This is a genomic window from Vibrio sp. TRT 29B02 (genome assembly GCF_050113655.1).
Classification (GTDB): domain Bacteria; phylum Pseudomonadota; class Gammaproteobacteria; order Enterobacterales; family Vibrionaceae; genus Vibrio.
The window spans coordinates 18,119-44,273 of sequence record NZ_JBNJOJ010000006.1; the positions used below are offsets into that span (position 1 = coordinate 18,119).

Genomic DNA, 26,155 nt, shown 5'->3' on the forward strand with positions numbered 1-26,155 from the left:
TTGTTAACTCTAGCATGGTAAATAAATAGGAGGAAAGCACTAAGAGTAAGTTTAGGAGTTTCTTGTGACCAGCGCGTGATTAGTGAAGTTGACGATAGACTGCAGGGCTAATCCCCGTCTTTTTTTTGAAAATGCGGGAGAAGTAAGAGACATCGTTATAGCCGCACTGGAAAGCGATAAAAGATATTTTCTCTTTGCGCTCATTGGTTAGCAGCTGCTTAGCGAGATTGATTCTTTTGAGTGTCAGGTAATCCCGGAAACTGACTCCAATCGTTTTGTGAAAAAACTTAGAAAAATACGTCACTGAGTAGTGACAGTATTCTGCTACGTCCTCTTCTCTAATCGTTCTTGAGAGGTTCTTATCGATATACCTCAGCATTTCAACCAGATCTTTGTTGATATGTTTTTGTTGATGGTTCTCTACTAACTTATGGATATTAAGGATTTCTTGGTGTTTTGAAAACTGGTAGTAGACCTGCTTATTGAGTTCATCACTCCAAGCCCGAGAGTCATCGTGATTGAGGTTAAAGGTTGAATAAACCACATCCAATTCAGCAATTTCTTGGGGGAGTCCATTGTCGTATACCACGATTAGATTTTTATCTAGGTTTTGACAAAGCTTTGCGGCAGTCAGAAACAGTGAGTGAAAAGAGGCTTCGTAACAGAAAAAACAGAAATGTATTTCAGATTCACTAAGGACAGACACATCATACCCATAGTCGAGAATATGAAAGTATCTTTCCAGATCTCGAATTATATCTTTGGCGACGTACGTCACCGATTGTCCGAGCCAGTAACCTTTGTACAACACATCCACTGTGTAAAGCCCTTATTTTGTTTTAGTTTTAATCACGCGAACTATACCAATTAGCTTAGTATGTTAATTGATATTAACCAAGCCACTTATTGAGCGATTGAATGATTAGTTGGTGTTTTAATGTGATTGACATCACTTAAATGCGGTGTTCAGCTTTCTGTCAAGTGTCAAAAGTGAGAATGGGTGATTTTGGTTGAGTGGCTATATAGTAGTAACTAAAAAGTGCTTTGTAAGTGCATTAAATTAAAAAGAAAATATATGAAGGACTATTTTTTGAATAAATAGCCTAATTTTAGAATTTGCTTATTTGACGAGCAAATGTGCTTATTTTCTCTGATAGTTAATGGCAAATAAGTACCAAAGATAGCCAAAATAATCCTAACGGTTCTTACTCAAATAAACCTAAATTATCAGTAAGCGAAATAGCTTAATGAACTTTGGAAGGAGACATATCATGAGCAAGCTTATCAAAAACATCACAGCATTTATGAAAGACGAAGAAGGGTTGACGGTTGTTGAATACGTTGTAGGTGCAGGTCTGCTCGTGGCAGGATTAGCGGGTATTTTTGGCACCTTCAGTACAACCCTAGAAAATGAGCTTGGCACTGTATTTGCTGATGAATAGCTGAGAGTATAAGGTGAAAATATCGCCTCTCAATCGATAGTTTATGACCCATAGTGAAGCCACTATGGGTTCTTTGTATTAGGGAAAATAAGGAGGTTTTTGTGTCTATGTCAGATTTTCTTAAGGATGAAGAAGGACTTACCGTCGTTGAGTATGTCGTGGGGGCTGGGTTGCTCGTTGTGGGCTTTGCTGGTTTATTTGTTGCGTTTAGAGGAATACTCACTGCCGAATTTTCGACTATATTTAACTAATAAAGTTGTGTTACGGAGCGGTTAAATGGATGTATTAGTTTGGGTCGTCTTATTTGCCATAGCCGTTTCTGATGCAAAAGAGCACCGAATACCTAATTCATTATTATTAGTTGTTCTTTTTGTTAGCTTTATTAATAAGGCTGTTGTTCTTCAAGACTATAATTTCCTACTCTGGTCATCCGTTAGTGGAATTACATGTTTTGGCGTTGCTTTAGTTTTTTATTTTTTAAAAGTGATGGCTCCCGGTGATGTAAAACTTTTGGGTGTCGTGGGTTTTTGGCTTGGCAGTGGGCATATTTTGGGAGCGGTTTATTGGATTGCAGTTGCAAGCGTGATTATTGGCCTCTTCTATGCCTTTCTTCGCCTCGCAGAATCACCTAACCAATTTAAATCGTTACTAAACAAATACTCGATCTATGTCATGTATGGTTCTTCGGGCAGTAAAGCTTTAACCAGCCCAAACGGTAGCAGAGGACGATATCAAATGCCTTTTGCGCCAGTCGTTGTTGTTGGAGTCGCACTTTATTTCTATTTTCTGAATTAATCACAAGGAGCGTTTATGGTTCAGGCAATGTCCAAGGTTCAACATCGAACAGAGTTGACGCCGCAAGCTCCGCAACCCCCTGTGCCAACAAGCTTCGACGACTTAGGAATACCCAAAGCGGTGGTCGAAAATCTGGTCATTAAACATATTGCCGCCTATCCCAAGTCTGACATTCTCCAATTGACCAAGTTGTTATGTGTCAATAGTCATATGATTGAGGATGTCATCGCAGGCCTAAGAGCAAAGTCAATGGTCGAGGTTTTTCAAGCTGCTTCCTCAACCTTTTCCACTCAATCTACCGGACATGTGCGCTATGGTTTGTCAGAATCAGGCATGCAGGAAGCCGATACCGCTTTTGTAAAAGATGCCTATTTAGGCCCAGTACCCGTCTCTTTGAATCAATATTGCGAAATGGTCAAGGCGCAGGACGTTCGAGCTCAAATGGTTAATAGAGCCGATGTCGAATATGCACTCTCAGATGTGCTGGGCGCTCATCGTATGGTCGGGGTTTTGGGGCCTGCGATTAATTCTGGTCGGGCGTTGTTGCTTTACGGCAGTGCAGGTTCAGGTAAAACCTTTGTCGCGACAAAAATTCTCAACTCACTCAACACGTCGGTTTACATCCCTCACGCTGTCTTCGCCGCGGGTAACATCATCAAAGTCTTTTCGCCTCAGCATCACAAGAGGGTATCCAGCTCAGATATTCAGTCCATCACGTTTAAAGAACAATTTGACCGCCGCTGGTGCCTTTGTGAACGACCCAGTATCCAAGTCGGTGGGGAATTAACCATGAACATGCTGGAGGTCAACCACAGCGATCACAACAAGGTATGGATGGCTCCGTTACAGATGATGGCGAACAACGGAATTTTTATTATCGACGATTTGGGTCGCCAGCCGATGCCAGTTGATACATTGCTGAACCGATGGATCGTACCGATGGAATATTTCTACGACTATCTGAACTTGCCCAATGGTCAACAGATCTCAATACCTTTTATCCTTACTCTTGCCTTTTCTACGAACCTAGATCCGGAAAAGATCAGTGACCCGGCTTTTTTACGTCGACTTGGCTACAAGATTCAGTTTGGTCCTCTACTCGAAGAAGAGTATCGCGAACTGTGGGGCATTATTGCGAAATCTAAAAATCTGACCCTTACCCAAGGGTGTTTTGAAACTTTATTTGACTTACATCGTCAGCATGACGTGGGCTTTTATCCTTGTTTACCAAAAGACATTGTAGGGATCAGCCGAGATATCATCGTATTTGAAGAAGTTGAACCTGTTATCTCCTCTGAAATCGTAAGCCGTGCGTGGGAAGTGTACTTTACAGCTGATGGCAAAGGAGGAGGTGCTCGATGAGTCGAAATCAAGTCATATTACTCTTTTTACTCTCCATTGCGTTTGGTTTAGGAGCCGTGTTTTTCGCCAAACAGTGGATGGACAACCAATTGCAGCCTCAAACTGAAGTAGAGGTGGTCGAGCGAGAGCCGGTGATCATTGCCTCTCAGGAAATACTCGCAGGGACGGTTATTGAGGAGCAACACATTACCAACAAGTTGCTAGAAAAAGCGTGGCGCTCTGAATCTCAATTTACATCGGCTGAAGAGTTGATCGGGCAAGTTGTTGCGAGCAATGTTTATCCGGGCGAGATAATCCATGTTAGCCGTCTAGCCAATCAGGGAGAGGGCTCAACGTTAGCATCTCTAATCCCAGAGAATAAACGTGCTGTGACCATTCGGGTAAACGATGTTATTGGTGTTGCGGGCTTCTTGCTGCCGGGCAATAAGGTGGATGTGTTAAACACGATTAAATACGGAAAAAACTCGGCTAATACCGTAACAGTGCTCAAAGAAATCAAAGTATTAGCTGTTGACCAAACGGCGAGAACCAAAGAAAACAAACCAATTATCGTAAGGGCTGTGACGTTAGAGGTGACACCTAGTCAGGCCGAAAAGTTGTTGTCTGCCCAAAGTCGTGGAGACATACAGTTAGCATTACGTAATCCTCATGAAGAGGAAAAAGTGGTCAAAACATATGTTGCCCCTAGTGTCACTATTATTAAGGGCACCGAATCCAGCAATATCCGTGTCAGGGACTGAGGTGAGCTATGAATAAAATAATAACACTGTTTTTTATCTTGCTGCTGTGCAGTGGTGTTACCTTTGCGGCTTCACAATCAGGGAAAGTGGTCAAAGTTCCCCACCATAAATCCACACACGTAACGTTAGCTGGCAAAGCAAAGCGTGTTTCATTGGGTGATCCTGAAGTACTTGATATCGTAATGCTCAAATCCGATGAGCTGTTTTTGATTGGCAAGAAGCTTGGCTCGACCAACCTGATGGCTTGGGATAGCCGTGGTCAACTGATTGAATCCATCAATATTGAAGTCACTCATGATTTAAACAGCTTAAAAGCCAAGTTATACGAGTTTTTGCCTAGTGAGCAAATCGAAGTTCACAGTGCTCAGAATCGTTTGATCCTAAGTGGGCAAATCAGTAACCAAGCTGCAATGAATATCGCATTGCGAGTAGCAGAGACTTACGCCGTTGGGCAAGAGGCTGATGAAACGAAAGAGTCCCTGAGTGAGCAGACGACTCAAACTGGCGTGATCAACTTAATGACAATCGGTGGTGCGCAACAAGTTCTACTTGAAGTTACCGTTGCTGAAGTGCAAAGAAGCTTAGTGCGTAAATTTGATGCAAACTTTCAGTTTTTGCAGCAAAGCGGCAATTTTTCTTGGGGTGGGACGTCAGCAGGTGGTTTATTACCGACGTTATCAGGAAGTCCAGGCTCTGTGACACCCGTATTTAACTCACCCGCTATAGATACAACAGGTTTGTTGGGATCTTTTATCGATAGCAATACGCTCTTCTCTTTTGCGTTGGATATCGCTAAACAAAACGGGACAGCCAAGGTATTGGCAGAGCCTAATTTGACGGCACTAAGTGGATCTAAAGCTGAATTCTTGGCGGGGGGGGAGTTCCCAATACCTGTACCAGATAAGGATGGAATTACTATAGCTTATAAGGAGTATGGTGTTGGTCTCAAGTTTATCCCAACCGTGCTAAGCGATCAGAAAATTAATCTTAACTTGGCCATTGATGTGAGTGAAATCGCCAATACTTCATCTCTGGTATTAGACCCCAACTTTACTAATAGTACCTATATTATTCCACCTATTACCCGTCGTAGTGCGTCTTCGACACTTGAAATGGCTGATGGTCAGACCATTGGTATTGCTGGATTAATCAGTGAAAACGTTCGTGACATCGTTAATGAAATGCCTGGTTTTAGTGATATCCCTATCCTTGGTCAGATGTTCAATAGTCAGGAGTACATTTCGGGTGAAACAGAATTAGTTATTCTGGTGACTCCGCGATTAGCTAAACCTGTCGATCGTCGTCGCGTGACTCTTCCGACCGATTCATTTGTTGAGCCGAATGATTTTGAATATTACCTACTTGGGCGTGGTGCTTACATAGCACCTGCAAACGCGGCTAAGCCAAGCGATAACACTGAACAAGAATATATCGACCATACCAAAGGTGGTACGGAAGGCACATTTGGACACAGTCTATAGGGGGGCAATATGAAACATACAAAAGTAATTACTGGTGTCATTGTTCTATCCTTGTTGCTCTTTGGGTGTGTCAATAATGCAGAGCAGTTGGGTGGCCATGTGGCGAAGTTAAAAACACAACAAACGTACAACCTTAATGCAACTCAGGACAATTTAGGGGTTATTCCGTCAGGTAGTGGTGAACGAATGGAAGGTGCTTATCAAGTCTATACAGGAAAACAAGGTAAAGAATTGAAAGGGACTGAGAGTCAATTTTTGGAAGGGGGCTCGGATTAGCCTCTAAGGAGCCAGCTATGTGTCGGCGAACAAACACTCGGATGGTGAGTAAGCAAAAAGGCTTAGCGTTAGTACTTGTGACAGCGGCAATGTTGTCGCTAATAGGCGTTGCGGCATTATCTATTGATGTAAACCATGCAATGCTTAATAAAACTCGACTGCAAAACAGTCTTGATGCCGCAGCGCTTGCAGCAGCAATCGTCGTTGATAACGGCGGAACGACAGCTGAAGCAACCATCGCAGCCAATACGACACTGACCAATGTCGCTAATGCGACTGGCAATGATGAAATGGACTTTTCTACTGCGACAGTAGCAGTGCAGTTCTCCAATGATGCGGACGTATTTCCGGATGGTAGTTTTAACCCGGCTGAAGATACATATGTTCGAGTGTCCGTCACAGGTTTTGAATTAGATAACTTCTTTGCCCACGTTTTTAACGTTGATAAGAATTTAGACTCTTCAGCTGTCGCCGGACCGAGTCCTTCGCTTAGCTCGACCACAAACATTGTCCCAATCGCTGTCTGTGAAGGTGAAGATGGTGGAACCAATGGTTATAACCCTGGTGAAGTCTATCCGATTAAAGTCGCTAGTCACATGAACAGTGATATGGGGGCGGGTAACTATCAATTGCTCGATTTTGGCTCCGGCGCCTCAACTGTGCGTGAAGCATTGGCAGGTAATCCCGACTCTATAGAGCAATATCAGCAAACCTACGGCTCCATTGGCGTGGGTAGTACGGTCACGACTAAACCAGGTAATACAGTCGGTCCTGTCGGGCAGGGGCTTAATACCCGTTTTGGTTCATACAGTGGTGGAGGTTTATCCGCAGTTGATTACCCTTCGGATGTTTACGTGCGTGAGCCAGTTACCTCACCGACTACAGACAACGACGGTAACGTTACCTATGAAGATACGAGTGGTGCTGGTGGTCAACCATGGGGATATAGTGACTATCTCAGTGCTTTACCTGATTGCACAGGAGATAGTGACTGCCGAATTTCATCGGGGGGGCAGGTTAACCGCAGAGTTTTAGTTCTTCCTGTTGTTGACTGTACGGGAGCTAAGGGAGGGACAACGAGCTTAGATGTTACTGCCCTAGCTTGTTTCTTTTTGCTGCAGCAGGCACCGACCAATAACGGTAGCAAAGAACCTGTGTATGGAGAGTTTATTGAAGATTGCTCTGTTCTGAGTGGGCCTCCAGGGCAAAATTCAGATAGTGATGGGCCTTATCGAATCGTGCTTTACAAAGACCCTAATGGAGGTGAGTCATGAACCACTTAACTCCAGTATGTAAAAAACAGCAAGGGCTAGCTGCGGTAGAGATGATTATCTCCATACCAGTGTTGTTGCTTGTAATGATGGCAATTACTGAATTTGGTAGCGCTTTTATTCGTTACAACACTCTAAACAAAATGGCGCAAAACGGAGTCCGATACGCGACAACTAATATTTCAGGCTCTGCGAGTTACGATCAAATTGCCGATGTTGGCGAAATAAAGAATATTGTGATTTATGGTCACTCATCAGTGGGAGAAAGTTCAACACCTATGGTTGAAGATGTTTCTACTGCTGATGTGACTGTAAGTCACAGCAATGGTTACGTCACTGTTACTATCTCTCACGAATATACTCCGATGATGATGGCATTTAATCCGGACTTTAATTTTACTGTACCACTGAATTCCTCAGCAATGATGAGGACTGCACCATGAAACGACAAGCCGGTATTAGCATTATAGAATTTACCATTGTATCGACAGCACTCCTGTTGGTGATTTTTTCGGTGATAGAGGTTGGGCGGTATGTTTATTCCTTACAGGTTATCAACGATGTCACTAGAGTAGCTGCAAGACTGGCAGCAGTATGTCGGGTTGAGGATCGCAATGATATTCCCGCATTAGTCCTTCCTGATTATGCCCCTGGGGGCTTAACTACTGCCAACATCGTTATCGATTATTTGGATGATTCTGGAAATGTTGTGGCAGGAACTCTGACAGATGATGATGTGTTTCCTACAATTAGTTATGTAAGGGCTAGAGTGGTGAATTTTAATTATCAATACACAGGGTTATTAAGCTTCGTCAACTTAACAGGGTTGTTGGCTGTTCCTGCGTTTGAAACGATTCGACCGAGAGAAAACTTAGGTCATCATCGGACATCGGACGGTAGCAGTAGTAGTTCAGATTGCTAGGAGGCAAATATGGGAGAGGCTGTGAAGATAACGCCACATGGAAGCGCTCCGTTAAGACTAAAAACCAATCTCACGATTTGGGTGTTTTATTCGTCTGACTCTTTTCATTTACATATCAGTCACGAGCTATCTAAATGCCAAAGTATTAGCTACGAAATGATCTCTTTCCACGGTTTGAACGTTGCCAACTTATCGCATTTTTCACCGCCAGATTTAATTTTCGTTGAAACGGGTCCTAACTGGGCGCAGAAAATAGTCGAGCTGCAGAATTATGAAGCGCCTGAATCCAACAACGAAAACCACGAAGCTTCACTGATTGTGTTTGGCAATGAAAACGATAATGGTGCATTAAAGATTTCTTTGCGTATTGGTGCTGCCGATTTTGTGTCCAATGTCGCTCAAATTGAAGAGCTCATTCCGCTACTTAAAAATGTTGCCGAAGAAAAGGTCGCAAGTCGAAATTTAGGGGAGCTGCTGGTGTTTATGAATACCAAAGGTGGCTCTGGAGCTTCTATCATAGCGCTTAACTCTGCAATAAAAATCGCTAACCAGAACCCAGACCAAGTTTTATTGCTCGATTTAGATCTTCAGTTTGGTGTGATTAATGACTATCTGAGTATTAACCCTTCTTACAGTATTACAGATGCGTTAGCGAATGTGTCTGATCTTGATGAAGTCTCTTTGAGCACGTTTGTCACTAAGCATTCAAGTGGTCTCCATATTCTGTCGTTTAAGCGTGAAAATAGTCATGAAAACTACGAGAAAGCTAAGTATTTAAATAAGTTGATGCCTCTACTTCGAGAACATTACCCTTATGTGATTGTTGACCTTTCTCGAGGGGTAGATCGACTATTTGCTCCTGTGCTTGCCCCTGCTACCAAAGTTTTCTTAATTGCCCAGCAAAACCTTGTCGCCATCAAGAACACGACACAGATGATTAAGTTGCTTTCATTTGAGTTTGGCATTAGTAAAGAGCAGCTCGAAATTGTGATCAATCGTTATGAAAAACACCAGTCGATTGGCCTTAAAGATATTAAAGGAACTGTTGGTGATATATCGGTCCATGTCATCCCGAATGAGTTCAAAGTGGCATTAGAAAGTGCCAATTTAGGTCGTCCATTCATTGAAGCCAAAAAAAACAGTTCGATTTCGAAATCAATTAGCCGCTTTGTAGAGTCTATTTCTCCACAGACTGAAGAGAAGAAAGGTTGGTTTAAGCGGTTATTCTCATAACTTTTCACTTACAGTGACAGAGAGCGATTATGTTTTTTAAAAGAAAAAATCTGAATCCTGAGTTGCAAGAAAAAGTGAATGCAGTAGAGCAACAGCAAGATAATCTTTCGAAAATGTCAGATTCAAATGCACAGACAGGCGCTAACTCTTCTCCATCTAACTCTTTCAAAGAACAGAAAATGTTAGAAAAAGAAGCGAAAGAAAAGGTCATAGAAGAAACTCGTAAGCAATTGACGCTTGAACAGGAAGTGAAGCGTTATTACCACCAAAGACTGCTTGAGACGTTAGACCTTGGACTTTTAGCAAGTTTAGAACCAGAAAGAGCAAAAGCGGATCTACATGATGCCATCGTTCAGTTGATGGCTGAGGACCAGACACATGCGTTAAGTGCTGAGGGTCGGAAACGTGTGATCCAACAAATCGAAGACGAAGTTTTTGGCCTCGGGCCTTTGGAGCCATTACTTCACGATGCGACAGTTTCTGATATTTTGGTTAATGGGCCTAAGCATGTGTTTGTTGAAAGACGCGGTAAGCTTGAACTCACCCCTTACACTTTCCTCGATGAGAGGCACTTACGTAATATTATCGATCGTATCGTGAGTCAGGTGGGGCGTCGTATCGATGAAGCCTCGCCTATGGTCGATGCGCGTCTTGCGGATGGTTCACGTGTCAATGCCATCATCCCGCCGTTAGCACTAGATGGTTCATCGGTGTCGATTCGCCGCTTTGCGGTAGAGAAGTTGAATATGGATAACCTGCTCAACTATAACTCTCTGTCTCCCGAAATGGCTCAGTTTGTTGAAGCAGCGGTGCGTGGGGCGTTAAACGTGCTTATCTCTGGTGGTACCGGTTCAGGAAAAACCACCACACTTAATATCTTCTCGAACTTTATTCCTTCTGATGATCGTATTGTGACGATTGAAGACTCGGCGGAACTACAACTGCAACAACCGCATGTAGTCCGTCTAGAGACTCGTCCAGCAAACCTTGAAGGCAAAGGGGAGATCACGCAGCGAGATTTGGTGAAAAACTCTCTGCGTATGCGCCCCGACAGAATTGTACTTGGTGAGGTGCGTGGTGCTGAGGCGGTTGATATGTTAGCTGCGATGAACACTGGCCACGATGGTTCGTTAGCGACAATACATGCCAATACGCCGCGCGATGCTCTCTCTCGGGTAGAGAATATGTTCGCGATGGCGGGCTGGAACATGACTGCTAAAAACCTACGTTCACAAATCGCATCGGCGATTCATCTGGTGGTTCAGATGGAGCGTCAGGAAGATGGTAAACGGCGAATGGTCAGTATTTGTGAAATTAATGGCATGGAAGGCGAGATTATTACCATGTCTGAACTGTTCCGCTTTAATCGCCAAGGGATGGATGAAGAAGGTAATGTTCGAGGTTATTACACAGCGACTGGAGTCGTGCCTCAATGTCATGACCAGCTATCGAAGAAAGGTATGCACCTTCCATTCGAGATTTTTAATGAGACATTCTTATAAGGGGGCGTTATGCAGCAGGATGCGACGTTATTCTTTATTTTACTCTTCTTTGCAGTAGTATTTATTTCACAGGCATTGATACTTCCTGCTGCTGGTAGCAAAGCCAAGCACAAAGAGCTGTCTCAGCGACTGAAAGAGTCTCAAGCCGGCCTAGATGAGGAAGCGCGCTCTTTGTTACACGAGCACTACGTTAAAAGCTTAACTCCGCTTGATAGAAAGCTGGTTAAGATTGAGACTTTCTCTTCATTAAAGAAAATGATAGAGCTGTCAGGTTACGACTGGAGCCTGACTCAAACGCTTACTGTTACTTTTTTATTTTCGACGATAGTCTTCATCACGACCTTGATATTCAAACAACCGATTTACATTGGGCTTGTCGCCGCTGTTGGTATTTGGTTCATGCTCTACTTCTGGTTGAATAAAAAGATTTCAGATCGTTTAGCGGCATTCGAGGAGATGCTTCCTGAAGCGCTCGATATCATGCGCCGAATGCTTCAGGCTGGTCAGCCAGTCACTCAGGCATTTAATGAGGTTGGTAACGAAATGCCAGCGCCAATCGGGGTTGAGTTTAAGAATACCTTTAACTTACTCAACTACGGTTACGACATGCGAATGGCGATTATGCAAATGGCTGAACGTACACCTACTGTTTCCATGCTTGCTTTCTCGAGTGCTGTACTTCTGCAAAAGGAGACTGGGGGGAATCTTTCAGAGAACTTAGAGAAAGTATCTAAGGTGCTACGTTCTCGGTTCAAGCTACAGCGCAAGATTAAAACGCTGTCGGCAGAAAGTCGCTTATCGGCTTGGATACTCGTTCTTTCTCCATTTATCCTATTTATCTTTATGTCGTTTATAAACCCTGAATACGTAGAGCCATTGTACAGAGATCCGCGAGGATTAGATCTTGTGAGTGGTGGCATAGTGAGTCTATTTATTGGCTCTATGTGGATTAGAAAAATTATTAACTTTGAGGTGTAATCATGGAAAACCTCATAAATCAACTCTACAACTTTAAGATTGATGAACAAACGCTTTTTTTAGTTTTCATCCTGATTGCGACAGTTGTTATTATTTTTACGTTATTTTTGCTGGTGTTGGGCTCGAAATCTCCTATCGCTCAAAAACTAGAGGAGATCCGTAAAAGCACAGGTAGCGAAAAGCTTAAGAAGAGCCGTCGTTTAGACCACACGCTCGAATCGTTGGCACCTGTGATGCAACCTTCTAATAGTAAGGAAAGCCAGAGCATCCGCAGTAAGCTAATGCATGCTGGATACCATGATGCGAGCGCGATTACGATATTCTACGCTATTAAAGGGTTATCAATCATTTTTGGTTTGGCTGTTGCTGCATTTCTTTTCTTTTTCTTGCCAGAAGTAACACAGCTAAACTTATTGATGATAGTCAGTGTCGCTATTGGTCTTTATACCCCCAATATTGCGCTTAACTACATGGTTGATAAACGCCAGTCTCTAATCCGCGGCGGGGTGCCGGATGCACTGGATCTGCTTGTGGTTTGTACAGAATCAGGCTTAGGGTTTAACGCTGCTTTGCGCAGAGTGGCTGATGAACTAATGATCTCTCACCCCGATTTTGCCGACGAGCTTGATACGGTCTGCGCAAAAATCAAAGCAGGGGTAGAGATGTCGGATGCTTTTAATGATTTGGTCGAGCGCACAGGGGTAAAAGAGATAGCGGGTCTTGTCACCATGTTGTCGCATGCTTCTCGAATTGGCGGTAGCTTGTCGCAAACTTTGCGCGAGTATACGGAAGACTTTCGTGACAAGCGTAATCAAGAGGTGGAAGAGATTGCGGCTAAAATACCGACTAAAATGATCTTCCCGCTGCTCATTTTCATCTGGCCTTGCTTCTTTATTGTAGCAATAGGCCCTTCAATGCTGTCGTTGACTTCGACCTTAGGCAATTAAGGATTTGTTATGAAAGGAATTCGTTACTTCTTGATGTTAATGGGACTATTACTGCTGACAGCTTGTGCGAGTAAAGAGCCGCAGCTCGATACTTCACTTTATGATGGGCGGCCAATTGATACTCTATCATTAGAGGAACCGCCAAAAACGGAAAAAGAAGCGATTCAGCGTGGTGATATTTCATTGAGTTCGGGCAATTCAGATCTCGCATTGTATGAATATATTCGCTCACTTGCGTTTGAAAATGGGCAATACCGAGACAGAGCACTGTTTAATATTGGCCGTATTCATCAGTCGCGGAATAACTTAGCTTTGGCAGAAAAGGCCTACTTGATTGCTATCGAAGAGAATCCAAACAACATCAAGGTACTTGAGCAACTTGGTATTCTTTACACTCGTAATGGTGATATCGAGCAAGGTCGCAGTTACTTCCTACGTGCAGTTAATGCTGACCAATTAAGGTTCAACAACGGTGACACGCTAGAAAGTGAAGATTTAGTGACGGTGAAATCGGTTGTGAAGCTTAAGGTTGACCAGCATTCGCCAGAGTATGCATTTATGGGATTAGGGGTCGCGGCAGATTTAGATAAGCAGCATGAGTTAGCACAGGCGTTTTATAAACAGGCTTTAAGCATTGAGCCGGAGTCGGTCAAAACCCTAACGAATGTTGGCTATTCATTCTACATGTCTGGAGACTATCGTAAGGCGCAGCGCTTTGTATTACAGGCGCTCGATCTTGCTCCCGATAACGAAAAAGCGCTCAACAACCTAGCACTGATTTATTTAGCAAAAGGTGAAATTAATCGAGCGCTCAATGTTTTCTCGCAGCATATGGATAAGTCTGAGGCGTTAAACAATGTCGGTTATTTTCTTACATTGCAAGGTAAACCCGATAAGGCGATTCCGTATCTTCAACAAGCGATTAACACCAAATCGACTTACTACAAAGTCGCGAATGAGAATCTAGAAAAAGCCCTTGCTATGGTTAGGGAGGAGAAAGCTACACAAGATCAATAGAAAAGGGAGAGCACGCTCCCCCTTTTCTCTACCCGCATTCTTGTTAAGCGATATAGCCAGTAGCGAACCCCGCCAGCATAAAGAATGCGACCATCCAAACAATCGGCAGTTTCTGTTGCTTATGTAAATAGAAGCCAACGAGAACCAGCGAGATATCAAGTGGATTCATCACTGCGCTGGTAAATACCGGTTGGTATAAAGCGGCGACCAGTAACCCCACAACCGCAGCATTTACTCCGTTGACGGCGCCAGAAACTTTGTGATTTCTAGCCAGTGATTGCCAGTTCTTTAGTACTCCAAGTAGCAATAAAAAGCCCGGTAAGAAAACCGCTAAAGTCGCCATTAACGCACCCGTAATTGGGGCTGAAGGCATCAACTCATAACCTATGTAAGTTGCAAAGGTAAACATAGGCCCAGGAACCGCTTGTGCTGCCGCATAGCCTGTTAGGAAGGCATCTTGGCTTAGCTGATCACCGACAATGTTTTGTAGCAGTGGAAGAACCACATGGCCGCCACCGAAGACCAAACTACCTGCTTGGAAAAAGTCGCTGAATAAACCTAGTGCGGGTAATACTTGCGCCGCAAACGGCAGTCCAACAAGCAAAGCAACAAACAGGGCAAGAGGCGCAATAGAAGGCTCAAACTTGCTGGTGCTGAGCGCGTCGTCATTACCTAAATATTTTACACCGATCAAAGCAGCCACAATCAGGACACCCATTTGGGTCGCAATACCAGGTAAAAGTAAGAGGGCGACAGCCGTTATCAAACAAAGTGCCACCGATAGCTTCTCTTTGCAGAAGTTTTTGTACATCCCCCAAGTTGCATCGGCAACCACCACGACTGCTAGCAGCTTTAATCCATGCACAATGTTTTGGAAAGCGCTCGCTTCAGTGAGTTGGCTACTAAGCACCGCGAGCGCCAGCATAATGATGATAGAAGGTAGGGTAAAGCCGATAAACGCCATACACGCGCCGCCAAGGCCACCTCGTTTGTAACCTAGAGCAAAGCCCACCTGGCTTGAACCGGGACCGGGTAAGAACTGGCTAAGTGCAACAATTTGCGCGTACTCTTTATCATCTAGCCAGTTGAGTTTTTCAACAAAGGTATTTCTGAAATAGCCAATATGTGCCGCAGGACCGCCAAAGCTAATCCAGCCAAGCATAAAGAAGGTTTTGAAAATCGACAGCATGGTTACGTTACTCTTTTGCTAGGTCAAGAGACCTTTAATACTGCCAATAATGTACGCAATGAAATAAAATGATTCAAATTGATAGTCCCAATACAGACTATGAATAAAATGGGACGGGATGAGTGAAAGAGTTTAATTGGAAAGGGGTCGACCTCAATTTGCTGGTGGCTTTTCAAGCCTTGTTTCAGACTAACAGTGTCAGCGCGGCTGCAGAGCAGTGCTTTGTCAGTCAGTCTGCTATGAGTCATACGTTGCAGAGAATGCGAGCGCTATTTGATGATCCTTTATTCGAACGAGTGGGGGCGACGATGCAGCCGACTCGGCACGCTCAAGACATAGCTCCAGTGATCGATAAGCTGCTTGGTAGCATTAAGAATGACTTATTGGTTAAGAAGCACTTTGTTCCGCAAAGCTATACTGGCGTATGGAAAATAGGACTAACGGATTACGCTGAGCAGCTTTTTGCGCCAGCGTTGTACGACGCGATCAAACACCAATCACCAAATTCACAGGTCAGTTTTTTTAACGTCAATCGCAGCAATTATGTAGATATCGTTGACAGCGAAGCGCTGGATATCGTGATTGGAAGTATCGAAAACCTTAATCGACGTTTTCTGTCTGAGCTGCTCTATACAGAGCAACACTTGTGCTTATTCGATCCTAATACGGTTGAAGCAGGTGATACGATGTCGATTGAGGAGTTTGTAGCAGTAGAACATGCCTTAGTTAGCCCTGATGGTAGTTTGCAAACTCAAGTTGATAAATCATTGTATAAGCTCGGATATACCAGAAGGGTAGGTGTGGCATCACGCAACTTTCTTACTATCAGACGCTTGTTACTAGGTCGGAAATTACTGTGTATTGTGCCGAAACGTTTTGCTGAAATGGAAATGTATTCACATGATCTGCAAGCGATCACTAGCCCGATTGAGATCCCTGATTTTGATATTCGCCTGTTGTTTCTGAAGGCGAATCAGTACGAAGAGAAAAGTATCTGGATTAGAAGCGTTGTGGCTTCGGTGGTGAGTTAGTGGCTGACACTCTGTCAGCCACTTTTATTCTGTTAAGACCCTAGACCACCCGCAGACCTTGTTGATCAAAAAGATGGCAATCTGAATGTTTACAGCTTAAGTCCATTGTCTGGAATTTTGTCACTTCCTGATCGCCAGGCAGATGGACCTTAAAGCCATCAACACCGCAAGCCTGACCAAACATATAGGTACTGTTGCCAAGCCTTTCTACCACTTCACTCTGGAAGTTAAAATGAACATCCTCAGACAGTTCAATTTCCAGATGTTCCGGACGAATGCCTAATGTAATGCTGTCACCTGCAGACAAAGAGCGCTGTACTGCTGGCAAGGTGAACAGGGAACCATCCTCACTAACCAGTTGTAAACCTTGACCACTAGAAGACTCAACCTTGGTTGGGATAAAGTTCATCTTAGGAGAACCAATAAACCCGGCAACAAACTCATTCTGTGGTTTATGGTATAGCTCAAGTGGAGAGCCAACCTGTTCTACACGTCCGTCACGCAATACCACGATCTTATCGGCCAGAGTCATGGCTTCAATCTGATCATGAGTTACGTAGATCATAGTGTTTTGCAAATCTTGATGCAGCTTGGCAATTTGCAAGCGCATGTCGACGCGTAGCTCGGCATCCAGATTTGAGAGTGGCTCATCAAACAGGAAGACTTTCGGGTTGCGGACAATGGCGCGACCAATAGCAACACGTTGACGCTGACCACCAGAAAGTTCTTTTGGTTTGCGCTTAAGTAAATGATCAAGTTGTAGAGTTTTCGCTGCGCTTTGAACCTGTTTATCGATCATCGCTTTTGGCTGACCGTTCATTTTGAGGCCAAAGCCCATGTTCTCTTCCACTGTCATATGCGGGTAGAGAGCGTAGGACTGAAACACCATGGCAACACCGCGTTCGGCGGGATCTACATCATTGACCAGTTGGTTATCTATATGGATCTCTCCACCTGAGATCTCCTCTAGTCCAGCAACAAGACGTAAAAGTGTCGATTTGCCACAACCTGATGGCCCAACGAAGACAACAAACTCACCGTTCTCTATTTCCAGATCAACACCATGAATGGTCTGCACATCCCCATAGCGTTTGATGACCTGTTTTAAGCTGATGTCAGCCATAGTTACTCCTTGCCTTATGGCTCAAAATACTTTTCTAGTGAGCGAATCATGTGCGTTAAAACAGCACAAATATCGCCTGATGTATAAAACATACTCGCTTGATAGATTTTTGTTACCTTGTAAAGGGAAATAGTTGATCGTGATCATGGTTATTTAGTGGAAAATGAGCATTTTTGTGGAAACGTTTACAAAAATGATTTCTCGGTATGTATTTAATCATCATAGTTATTAATATGTAATTGTAGATTAGATAAAACTTCATCCTTTAGTAACTTCCTGTCTACTTTTAATAGCGTTTACTGAAGTGGATATAACTAAAGGATGTGACAAGGAGTCACACGAAATGGAGCAATCTGTGAAAACGATATACCCCGAAAATCGTCTTCCTTCCGCAAGACGTAAAGCAAGGGTAAGCGCAAAGCTTTCACCATGGCTGTTTTTAGCCCCAGCAATGGCTATTTTTGCTATTTACGTTATCTATCCAATTTTAGATAGTATCTGGCTTAGCTTCTATGAGTGGGATGGTCTGGGGGACAAAGTTTGGGTTGGCTTAGATAACTACCGTGAGTTGTTTGACTCTGAAGCGTTTTATACCTCTCTAAAGAACAATACTATGTGGCTGGTGTTTTTTATGCTGGCGCCACCCATCGGCTTGGCAATTGCACTGTTCCTTAATCAACAGGTAAAAGGGATTCGCGTAGTTAAGTCGTTGTTCTTTTTCCCATTTGTTATTTCTCAAGTGGTCGTGGGTTTGGTGTTTGCATGGTTCTATGATCCGTCGTTTGGTCTGTTCAATATGGTGCTTGGCGCGTTTGGCATAGAACCTATTTCAATTCTTGCTGATGAAGATTATGTCACCTACGGCATTATCGCAGCAGGCCTATGGCCACAAATCTCCTACTGCATGATTTTGTATCTGACAGGTTTAAACAATCTCGACCCAGAACAAATTGAAGCAGCTCGTCTTGATGGAGCGAAGAAATGGCGCATGCTTTGGTATGTGGTTATCCCTCAACTTCGTCCAGCTACCTTTATTGCTATTGTCGTGACTGTCATTGGCGCGCTGCGCTCATTTGACTTAGTTGCCACTATGACCGCTGGTGGTCCGTGGGGCAGTTCGACAGTTCTGGCGTACCAAATGTATGAAGAGTCGATCTTCAACTACCGAATGGGATATGGCGCATCTGTTTCTGTTGTGTTGTTCCTCATCATGGATGTGTATATCGCTTACTTCTTATGGCGTATGTTGAGGAGTGAAAAATAATGTACCCACAACCGATTCAAAAAGCGGGACGCTTTGCCAATATCAGCTACCGCGTCGCGCTACCTATTGCGATAGTGATGTGGCTACTGCCTCTTATCGCAGTGATGATGACCTCTATTCGTGGCATCGAAGACATCAATACTGGTAACTACTGGGGATGGCCAAGTGAGTTCCAGTTGGTCGAGAACTACACTCAGGTATTTACCTCAACGTCGATGGGTCAGTATCTGTTTAACAGTTTATTGATCACTCTACCTGCGGTAGCGGGTGCGGTTGCTCTGTCTACCTTGGCTGGTTTCGCTTTGGCTAAGTACAAGTTCAAAGCCAATGTCTGGATCTTTGCGCTGTTTATCGCCGGTAACTTTGTCCCTTTCCAAATCCTGATGATCCCAGTTCGTGACCTGACCATTAGCTTTGGCCTATACGATACTCACTGGGCATTGATTCTGTTCCACATCGCCTTCCAAGCCGGCTTCTGCACGCTGTTTATGCGCAACTTTATTGTCGGTATTCCGGATGCATTGATTGAGGCGGCACGAGTTGAAGGGGTCAGCGAGTGGAAAATATTCTGGCATGTTGTTTTGCCATTGGTTCGCCCTGCTTTGGCGGCATTGGCTGTGCTGGTATTTACCTTTATCTGGAATGATTACTTCTGGGCTCTGGTGCTGGTGCAAAGCGACGAAGTGCGACCTGTTACCGCAGGCTTAAGTTCACTTAAAGGTCAGTGGCTGGCATCGTGGCAGTTTATCTCTGCTGGCGCCATTGTTGCTGCAATTCCTCCCGTGGTGCTGTTCTTTACTATGCAGCGTCACTTTATCGCTGGTTTAACTCTTGGTGCGACCAAAGGTTAGTTTTCACAGCTTGTCAGTCACTCTTCTCTGGCTGGTCAGCTCTTTTATGTCGTTAATAAATATAACTATTGGACCCATGAGCATCTGCTCACAAACAAGGACCTGAATATGAAATACGTGAAACATCTTGCTGCCTCTGCAGTTCTCGGGGCAACACTCTCGACCACCGCTTGGGCCGGAACTCTAGTGATTAACTCAGATCAGGCTGACCCTGCACCCAAAGCCGCCTGGCAAGAGATTGTTAAACGCTTTGAAGCAGCAAACCCAGACATCAAGGTTGAGTACAACCTGTATGATAAAGAAGCCTACAAAACCACGATTCGTAACTGGCTGGTGACATCACCACCAGATGTGGTGTTCTGGTATGCGGGTAACCGTATGAAAACTTTTGTTGATCGTGGCCTGTTTGAAGATGTAAGCGATATCTGGGCTGATAAAAATATGAAGCAGGACTTTGCGGCTGCAGCTCCGGCAATGACGGTTAACGGCAAGCAATACGGTGTGCCTTACACCTATTACCAGTGGGGTGTTTACTACCGTAAAGATATTTTCGAGCAGTATGGCATTGCAGAACCTAAAACTTGGGAGGAGCTGAAAGCCGCCTCAGCAACGCTGAAACAGAACAATGTTGCTCCTTTTGCTATCGGTACTAAGTACTTATGGACAGCAGCTGGCTGGTTCGATTACATCAACTTGCGTACTAACGGTCTTGATTTCCACATTGACCTTATGGACGGCAAGATCCCTTACACTGATGAGCGTGTGAAGAAAACTTTTGCCAACTGGGCTGAACTGGTTGAGCCGGGCTACTTCCTTGATAACCATGCATCTTACTCATGGCAAGAAGCGCAGCCATTCCTATACAACGGTCAAGCTGCTATGTACCTGATTGGTAACTTCATTACGCCAAACTTCCCTGAAAATATGCAAGGTAAAATGGGTTTCTTCCAGTTCCCAATTATTGATGCTTCAGTTCCTGTAGCAGAAGATGCGCCAATGGATACTATTCATATCCCTACCAAAGCGAAGAACAAAGAGGACGCACGTAAGTTCTTAGAGTTTGTCGCACAGGCTGAAATTCAGCAATTGATCAATGAATCTATCCTACAAATCCCGACCAACAACAAAGCTAAAGCAGCGGATGATGAGTTCCTCAACAAAGGTGTTCAGATGCTTGCTGGCGCTCAGGGTACGGCTCAGTTCTACGATCGCGATACCGATCCAGCGATGGCTAAAGAAGGTATGAAGGGTTTCCAGGAGTTTATGGTTAAACCTGAACGTATCGACAATATTCTGAAAAAACTAGAAAAAGTACGTCAGCGTACGTTTAAGTAATTCAGCAATAAATCTTCCCTTACTTGCTACTGACGTTCCCTATTTACTGGTTAGTAGCAAGTAGAGGATGGCACCACTCTATTTGGGGTGGTGTTACCTTCAGAGCACTGCCTTGCCAAATGGGGGTGCTCTCTTTTCTCTTATCTTTAGGGTGCTGTGATGAGAACTTTTAGCCAAATCATAGCGGCGCGAGAATGGGAGAACCAGCATGTGGTTCACCATAATGTTCTACCCGCGCACGCTCCTCTTCATGCTTATTCAAGCGAACAGAACGCTTTAACCAAGTCTCAATCGGAGAAGCAGCTTAGCCTCAATGGTTGTTGGCACTTTGAGCTGTTCGAAAGGCCGGAAGATGTGCCCGCTGAGTGTGTTGATAAGAGTTTTGATCATAGTGAATGGAGTGAAATAACGGTGCCGGGAAACTGGCAGCTGCAAGGTTTTGATAAACCTATATATACCAATGTGAAATATCCGTTTGCTGACACGCCTCCGTTGGTGCCACAGCACAATCCCACCGGTGTTTATCGCTGCCATTTTGATTTTTCCGCCCGTGAAGCGCAAACCACCATTACGTTTGACGGAGTGAATAGTGCCTTTCATTTGTGGTGTAACGGTCATTGGGTCGGATACTCGCAAGACTCAAGACTGGCGGCAGAGTTCGATTTGTCACACTTGCTTGTTGATGGTGACAACCAAATTACCGTGATGGTGTTGAGGTGGAGCGATGGCTCCTATCTCGAAGATCAGGACATGTGGTGGCTTAGCGGTATCTTTCGAGACGTCACCTTACTGAGTAAACCTGCCATTCATATTAAAGATGTCGAGGTAGTGACTGAGCTAGACGACAGTTACCGCGATGCCAGACTGAAGGTCGTGACGACCTTGTCAAAAAAGAATCTACCGCATGTGGTTAGAGTTAGTCTTTATGATGCTCAACAGCAGTTAGTCATTACTCAGGATGCCAGTGCTGGAGTCGAGTTTGTCGACGAAAAAGGCCCATGGTGTGACAAAGTCAACCATAGCTTAAATATCAATGCCCCACAGTTATGGAGCGCAGAATCACCGACCCTGTATCGAGTGGTGATTAGTTTGTTGGATGAGCAGGGTAAGTTAGTGGACTGCGAAAGCTATGACGTTGGCTTTAGGCAGGTTGAGATCAGTCAGGGGCAGCTCAAGGTCAACGGGCAGCCGTTGTTGATTCGTGGTGTGAACCGCCATGAGCACCATCCTGAATTAGGTCATGTGATGACGCGTGAAGATATGCTTCGCGACATCAAGTTGCTTAAACAAAACAACTTCAATGCAGTGCGCACCGCTCATTACCCTAACCATCCGTTGTGGTACCAACTGTGTGATGAGTATGGTCTCTATTTAGTCGATGAAGCCAATATCGAAACTCACGGTCAGTTTCCTATGTGCCGCTTGTCTGACGATAGTGAGTGGCTCAATGCCTATATGCGTCGTATGACGCGTTTAGTCGAGCGTGACAAGAACCATCCATCAGTGATTATCTGGTCGTTAGGTAATGAGTCTGGCATTGGCAGCAACCATCATGCTATGTATCAATGGGTTAAGCGGCGTGATCCGTCACGACCAGTACAGTACGAAGGGGGCGGTGCAATGACCGCTGCGACAGATATTATCTGCCCTATGTATGCCCGTGTGGACTGGGATCTACCTGTTGTTGCTCACCAGCCACATGTGACACCGCGAGTAGGAATCAAAAAGTCCATTGCCTTACCTGACGAACAACGGCCTTTGATTCTGTGTGAATACGCTCATGCGATGGGCAACAGCTTAGGCAGTTTCAGTCATTATTGGAAGGCCTTTCGCGATCATCCTCGTCTGCAAGGGGGCTTTATCTGGGATTGGGTCGATCAGGGTTTGACTAAGGTTGATGAGCAGGGCAATCAATACTGGGCATACGGAGGTGACTTTGGTGATGAAATCAATGACCGCCAGTTCTGTATCAATGGTCTTATTTTCCCGGATCGAACCCTTCATCCGACGCTGTTCGAAGTGAAGAAAGCACAGCAGTTTTATCAGTTTAATCTAATCGATCAGGCACCGCTTACCCTGCGCATTAGCAGCGAAAAACTATTTACCTCCTCACTAGGAGAAACACTTCAATGGCAAGTGTTAGAGGATGGGGTTGTGGTTGATTGTGGTCAGATTGAGCTGGTGATTGACCGTCAGCAAAGCGTTGAACTGGTACTGGAAAACAGCGCTGCACGCGACAAAGCAGGCGCTCGTTATCACCTTAATCTTGATGTAGTGCTTAACCAGGCAACACCATGGGCGGAGGTTGGACATATCACGGCTAGTGAACAGTTTGAATTATCGGTCGACGCTCAGTTAGTACTACCAGGCGCCAATCCAGCATGGCTGGCTAATGTCTCTGATAGTCCTGAAAAGCTGTTGGTCTACAGTGATCTTTTTGCTATTGAGTTCGATAAGCAGCTCGGTGCTATCTGCAGTTGGAAAGTAAACGACAACGAAAAACTGACTCAGCCTGTTTTGGATAACTTCTATCGCGCCCCGTTAGACAATGATATTGGTACTAGCGAAGCGGATCGACTCGACCCCAACTCTTGGTTCGCTCGTTGGCAGGCTATTGGCTTGGCCTCTCTTGAGCGTCAATCGATTGATTTTGAATGGAGTGAAAACAAGGCAGGTGTGCAGGTTGTGGCTAAAGCGACCTATCTGCAAGCGGGTAAAGTTTTAATACTTTCTACCTGGCGCTATCAGATTTCGCAAAGTGGTGATGTTTCGATAGATGTCGATGTCGAGCTGGCTAATGGACTGCCCCCATTACCAAGGATAGGTATGGAGCTGGCGCTGTATGACCATGGTGTGAGTGAACATCAGCAACCTGTGAGTTGGTTTGGTCGTGGTCCGCATGAGAACTATCCTGACAGAAAGCTTTCCGCCCATTTTGGCCGTTATCACTCTTCTGTAGAGCTGATGCATACCGACTACATTTTCCCGTCAGAGAATGGCTTACGTTGTGATGTTAGCCAAGCGCAGGTGGGGGAACTCTTTATACGAGGCAATTTCCATTTTGCGGTCAGTGAGTTTAGTCAGGAGAATCTGGCTACAGCCAAACACACCAATGAACTGGTCAAGCAAGATAGCATTTATGTCCGCCTTGATGGTTTCCATATGGGGGTTGGTGGTGATGATTCATGGACGCCAAGTGTCCATCAGCATTACCAGTTACTTGAAAAGCGTTATCGCTATCAGCTCACGCTAAGCTTTGTCATTTAAGGAGCGATTGATGAATCAGTTCGTACAACTACACAGTGATAATGTGTCACTGGTGATCAAACTTAGCCCTGCTCCAGAAGTGCTCTATTGGGGGATGTCTATTAATTGCTTAGATGCTCAGCAGTTTGATTCTCTGGCACAAAGTCAGTTGCGTGCGGTGCCTCAGGCACGTTTGGATCATGATGTTCCTTTAACTCTTTGTCCTGAGTTAGGGCGGGGCAGTTTTGGCTCTTCGGCGATTGAAGGGCATCGCAATGGTCTGGCGAGCATGCCTCGACTTGATTATCTCAGTCACACTCAATCTGGCAATGAGGTTGAGATTGTTTGTCAGGATGAGTTGGCCCAACTTATCTTAACAATCTGCCTTAAGCTCGATAGTACAGGTGTGTTGAGTAAACAGATGACCCTGAGCAACGTCAGCCAACAGGAGTACACGTTAAACAAACTGGCGCTGACACTTCCGCTACCATTCAGAGCTTCGGAGTTGGAAAGTTATCATGGTCGCTGGAGTCGGGAGTTTCAGTCTCAGCGCCAGACCATCAACCACGGTTCCTGGTTGGTGGAAAACCGTCGAGGTCGCACTTCCCATGAATACTTTCCCGGTTGCCTGCTGGGTACAGTAGGGTTTTCTGATCAAGCCGGTGAAGTGTGGGGATTTCATTTAGCATGGAGTGGTAATCATCATTGGCGCGCAGATGTGAAAAGTGATGGCCGTCGATTACTGCAGGCAGGTGAGTGGCTTATTCCCGGGGAAGTGATTCTTAAACAAGGGCAGGGTTACACCACTCCAGAGCTTTTGGCTACCTATAGTCCAAAAGGTATCAATGGTATTCGCAAAGCAAACCATAGCTACGTTCGGCAGCAGATTTTACCTTTTGAAAGTCACAAGTTGCGCCCCGTCCACCTTAACACGTGGGAAGGGATTTACTTCGACCATGACCCTGATTATATATGCCAAATGGCGACTCAAGCAGCTCAGATGGGGGTTGAACGTTTCATCATTGACGATGGCTGGTTTAAAGGCCGTAACAATGACAAGTCTTCATTGGGAGACTGGATATTGGATGCAAGCAAGTACCCAAATGGTCTGGAGCCAGTGATTGAACATGTTAACTCTTTGGGCATGGAGTTTGGTATTTGGGTTGAGCCAGAGATGGTTAACCCAGATTCTGACCTGTTTCGCCAGCATCCAGACTGGTTGCTTGGAGCCGAGGGGTATCAGCAGCCGACCGGGCGTTATCAATATGTCCTGAATCTGCAAAACAGTGACTGTTTTCAGTATTTATTTAACAGTCTGGATGCCCTGCTCAGTGAGCATAACATTGGCTATGTTAAGTGGGACATGAACCGCGAGCTGGTTCAGGCGACTCATCAGGGGAGTGGAGCAGTACATGGTCAGACCAAAGCTCTGTATCGACTTATTGACCAGCTGGTTTCCGCTCATCCTAATGTTGAAATTGAGTCGTGTAGCTCAGGTGGTGGTCGGGTTGATTATGAAATCCTTAAACGAACCTGTCGTTTCTGGACATCCGACTGCAACGATGCACTTGAACGGCAAACTATCCAAAAGCACATGGGGATCTTTTTTCCACCCGAGGTGATGGGGGCGCATATCGGGCCGTCCCACAGCCATACCACAAGACGCAGTCATGATATTAACCTGCGTGGTCTGACAGCTCTCAATGGTCATATGGGGGTTGAACTTGACCCGGTTAAAGAGAGTGAACAAGAGAAACAGGCTTTTGCCAAGTATATTGCGTTGCATAAACAGTATCGAGAGCTGCTGCATAGCGGTGACAGTTTTTATCTCGACAGCAGTGACCAGACCCGTTTGGCCTATGGGGTGACAAAAGCTCAGCAAACCCTGATTACAGTATGTCAAAAAGCGATGCCAGACTATGCCCTGCCGGAACCTTTATTGATTGAACATTTGGAACCACAAAAGTGCTATATAGTTCGTCTGGTGGATTACCCCCAATCCAGCGCTCAGTTGATGAAAGAGGGTGAAACCTGGTGGCATGAGGGAGAGATTACACTCAAAGGTGAGTGGTTAGCCACAGTTGGTCTCAGTCTGCCTATCCTTGACCCTGAAGCTTGCTTATTGCTTAGCATTGAGGCGATATAAATAG

At 44.8% G+C, this 26,155-nt stretch carries 24 protein-coding genes; 21 read left to right on the plus strand and 3 right to left on the minus strand.

Features of this window, described 5'->3' with window-relative positions; genetic code table 11:
- Nucleotides 1-79: 79 nt before the first annotated feature.
- Complete coding sequence (locus ACQEXT_RS05325; protein WP_426950941.1) at nt 80-817, minus strand: helix-turn-helix domain-containing protein; 738 nt, start codon at nt 815-817, stop codon at nt 80-82.
- Between the two features lie 454 nt (nt 818-1,271).
- Here ACQEXT_RS05325 and ACQEXT_RS05330 point away from each other — a divergent pair, with 454 nt between their 5' ends.
- The 15 genes from ACQEXT_RS05330 (at nt 1,272) to ACQEXT_RS05400 (ending at nt 13,966) form a co-directional block, all read left to right on the plus strand.
- A complete protein-coding gene (locus tag ACQEXT_RS05330) occupies nt 1,272-1,442 on the plus strand; it encodes a Flp family type IVb pilin (RefSeq protein ID WP_426950943.1) in 171 nt (56 codons plus the stop codon).
- Between the two features lie 101 nt (nt 1,443-1,543).
- The gene (locus ACQEXT_RS05335) at nt 1,544-1,693 is read left to right on the plus strand and encodes a Flp family type IVb pilin (protein ID WP_426950944.1); all 150 of its coding nucleotides are present in this window, start codon (nt 1,544-1,546) and stop codon (nt 1,691-1,693) included.
- A gap of 25 nt (nt 1,694-1,718) precedes the next feature.
- On the plus strand, nt 1,719-2,237 hold the full coding sequence (locus tag ACQEXT_RS05340) for an A24 family peptidase (protein WP_426950945.1): 519 nt from the start codon (nt 1,719-1,721) through the stop codon (nt 2,235-2,237).
- Nucleotides 2,238-2,252: 15 nt separating this feature from the next.
- Nucleotides 2,253-3,599 carry an AAA family ATPase gene (locus ACQEXT_RS05345; RefSeq protein WP_426950947.1) on the plus strand — a complete coding sequence of 449 codons (1,347 nt, stop codon included), beginning with the start codon at nt 2,253-2,255 and terminating at the stop codon, nt 3,597-3,599.
- Nucleotides 3,596-4,339: a Flp pilus assembly protein CpaB gene (gene cpaB / locus ACQEXT_RS05350; protein ID WP_426950948.1), complete on the plus strand. Its 744-nt coding sequence runs from the start codon at nt 3,596-3,598 to the stop codon at nt 4,337-4,339. Before ACQEXT_RS05345 ends, cpaB begins: the two co-directional genes overlap by 4 nt.
- 8 nt (nt 4,340-4,347) lie before the next feature.
- On the plus strand, nt 4,348-5,820 hold the full coding sequence (locus tag ACQEXT_RS05355) for a type II and III secretion system protein family protein (protein WP_426950949.1): 1,473 nt from the start codon (nt 4,348-4,350) through the stop codon (nt 5,818-5,820).
- 9 nt (nt 5,821-5,829) lie between these two features.
- On the plus strand, nt 5,830-6,096 hold the full coding sequence (locus ACQEXT_RS05360; RefSeq protein ID WP_426950950.1) for a hypothetical protein: 267 nt from the start codon (nt 5,830-5,832) through the stop codon (nt 6,094-6,096).
- A 17-nt stretch (nt 6,097-6,113) separates the two neighbouring features.
- Nucleotides 6,114-7,370 carry a Tad domain-containing protein gene (locus ACQEXT_RS05365; RefSeq protein WP_426950952.1) on the plus strand — a complete coding sequence of 419 codons (1,257 nt, stop codon included), beginning with the start codon at nt 6,114-6,116 and terminating at the stop codon, nt 7,368-7,370.
- A complete protein-coding gene (locus ACQEXT_RS05370; protein WP_426950954.1) occupies nt 7,367-7,810 on the plus strand; it encodes a TadE/TadG family type IV pilus assembly protein in 444 nt (147 codons plus the stop codon). Before ACQEXT_RS05365 ends, ACQEXT_RS05370 begins: the two co-directional genes overlap by 4 nt.
- Nucleotides 7,807-8,289, plus strand: coding sequence for a TadE/TadG family type IV pilus assembly protein (locus ACQEXT_RS05375; RefSeq protein WP_426950955.1), 483 nt, complete (start codon nt 7,807-7,809; stop codon nt 8,287-8,289). The genes ACQEXT_RS05370 and ACQEXT_RS05375 overlap by 4 nt, the downstream gene beginning before the upstream one ends.
- Before the next feature lie 9 nt (nt 8,290-8,298).
- Nucleotides 8,299-9,522, plus strand: coding sequence for an AAA family ATPase (locus tag ACQEXT_RS05380; protein WP_426950957.1), 1,224 nt, complete (start codon nt 8,299-8,301; stop codon nt 9,520-9,522).
- Nucleotides 9,523-9,551: 29 nt separating this feature from the next.
- Entirely contained in the window at nt 9,552-11,024 is a 1,473-nt protein-coding gene (locus ACQEXT_RS05385) for a CpaF family protein (RefSeq protein WP_426950958.1), read from the plus strand.
- Nucleotides 11,025-11,033: 9 nt separating this feature from the next.
- Nucleotides 11,034-12,002, plus strand: coding sequence for a type II secretion system F family protein (locus tag ACQEXT_RS05390; protein ID WP_426950960.1), 969 nt, complete (start codon nt 11,034-11,036; stop codon nt 12,000-12,002).
- A gap of 2 nt (nt 12,003-12,004) precedes the next feature.
- On the plus strand, nt 12,005-12,949 hold the full coding sequence (locus ACQEXT_RS05395) for a type II secretion system F family protein (protein WP_426950962.1): 945 nt from the start codon (nt 12,005-12,007) through the stop codon (nt 12,947-12,949).
- A 9-nt stretch (nt 12,950-12,958) separates the two neighbouring features.
- A complete protein-coding gene (locus tag ACQEXT_RS05400; RefSeq protein WP_426950964.1) occupies nt 12,959-13,966 on the plus strand; it encodes a tetratricopeptide repeat protein in 1,008 nt (335 codons plus the stop codon).
- 43 nt (nt 13,967-14,009) lie between these two features.
- On the opposite strand, the gene chrA is transcribed toward ACQEXT_RS05400, so the two are convergent.
- Nucleotides 14,010-15,155, minus strand: a complete 1,146-nt coding sequence (gene chrA, locus ACQEXT_RS05405) for a chromate efflux transporter (protein ID WP_426950965.1) — start codon at nt 15,153-15,155, stop codon at nt 14,010-14,012.
- A gap of 122 nt (nt 15,156-15,277) precedes the next feature.
- Between chrA and ACQEXT_RS05410 the strand changes: the two genes are divergently transcribed.
- Entirely contained in the window at nt 15,278-16,186 is a 909-nt protein-coding gene (locus ACQEXT_RS05410; protein ID WP_426950966.1) for a LysR family transcriptional regulator, read from the plus strand.
- A gap of 40 nt (nt 16,187-16,226) precedes the next feature.
- On the opposite strand, the gene ACQEXT_RS05415 is transcribed toward ACQEXT_RS05410, so the two are convergent.
- Nucleotides 16,227-17,309, minus strand: coding sequence for an ABC transporter ATP-binding protein (locus ACQEXT_RS05415; RefSeq protein WP_426950968.1), 1,083 nt, complete (start codon nt 17,307-17,309; stop codon nt 16,227-16,229).
- 343 nt (nt 17,310-17,652) lie between these two features.
- On the opposite strand from ACQEXT_RS05415, the gene ACQEXT_RS05420 reads away from it, so the two are divergent.
- The 5 genes from ACQEXT_RS05420 to ACQEXT_RS05440 all read left to right on the plus strand — a co-directional run bounded on the left by ACQEXT_RS05420 (nt 17,653) and on the right by ACQEXT_RS05440 (nt 26,151).
- Nucleotides 17,653-18,573 (plus strand): sugar ABC transporter permease, encoded by a 921-nt coding sequence (locus ACQEXT_RS05420; RefSeq protein ID WP_331416483.1) that lies wholly within the window; start codon nt 17,653-17,655, stop codon nt 18,571-18,573.
- Nucleotides 18,573-19,424 (plus strand): carbohydrate ABC transporter permease, encoded by an 852-nt coding sequence (locus tag ACQEXT_RS05425; RefSeq protein WP_331416484.1) that lies wholly within the window; start codon nt 18,573-18,575, stop codon nt 19,422-19,424. Before ACQEXT_RS05420 ends, ACQEXT_RS05425 begins: the two co-directional genes overlap by 1 nt.
- A gap of 108 nt (nt 19,425-19,532) precedes the next feature.
- Nucleotides 19,533-20,759: an ABC transporter substrate-binding protein gene (locus ACQEXT_RS05430; protein WP_331416485.1), complete on the plus strand. Its 1,227-nt coding sequence runs from the start codon at nt 19,533-19,535 to the stop codon at nt 20,757-20,759.
- Nucleotides 20,760-20,918: 159 nt separating this feature from the next.
- Nucleotides 20,919-24,026, plus strand: coding sequence for a beta-galactosidase (locus ACQEXT_RS05435; RefSeq protein WP_426950969.1), 3,108 nt, complete (start codon nt 20,919-20,921; stop codon nt 24,024-24,026).
- 10 nt (nt 24,027-24,036) lie between these two features.
- Nucleotides 24,037-26,151 (plus strand): alpha-galactosidase, encoded by a 2,115-nt coding sequence (locus ACQEXT_RS05440; protein ID WP_426950970.1) that lies wholly within the window; start codon nt 24,037-24,039, stop codon nt 26,149-26,151.
- Nucleotides 26,152-26,155: the final 4 nt, after the last annotated feature.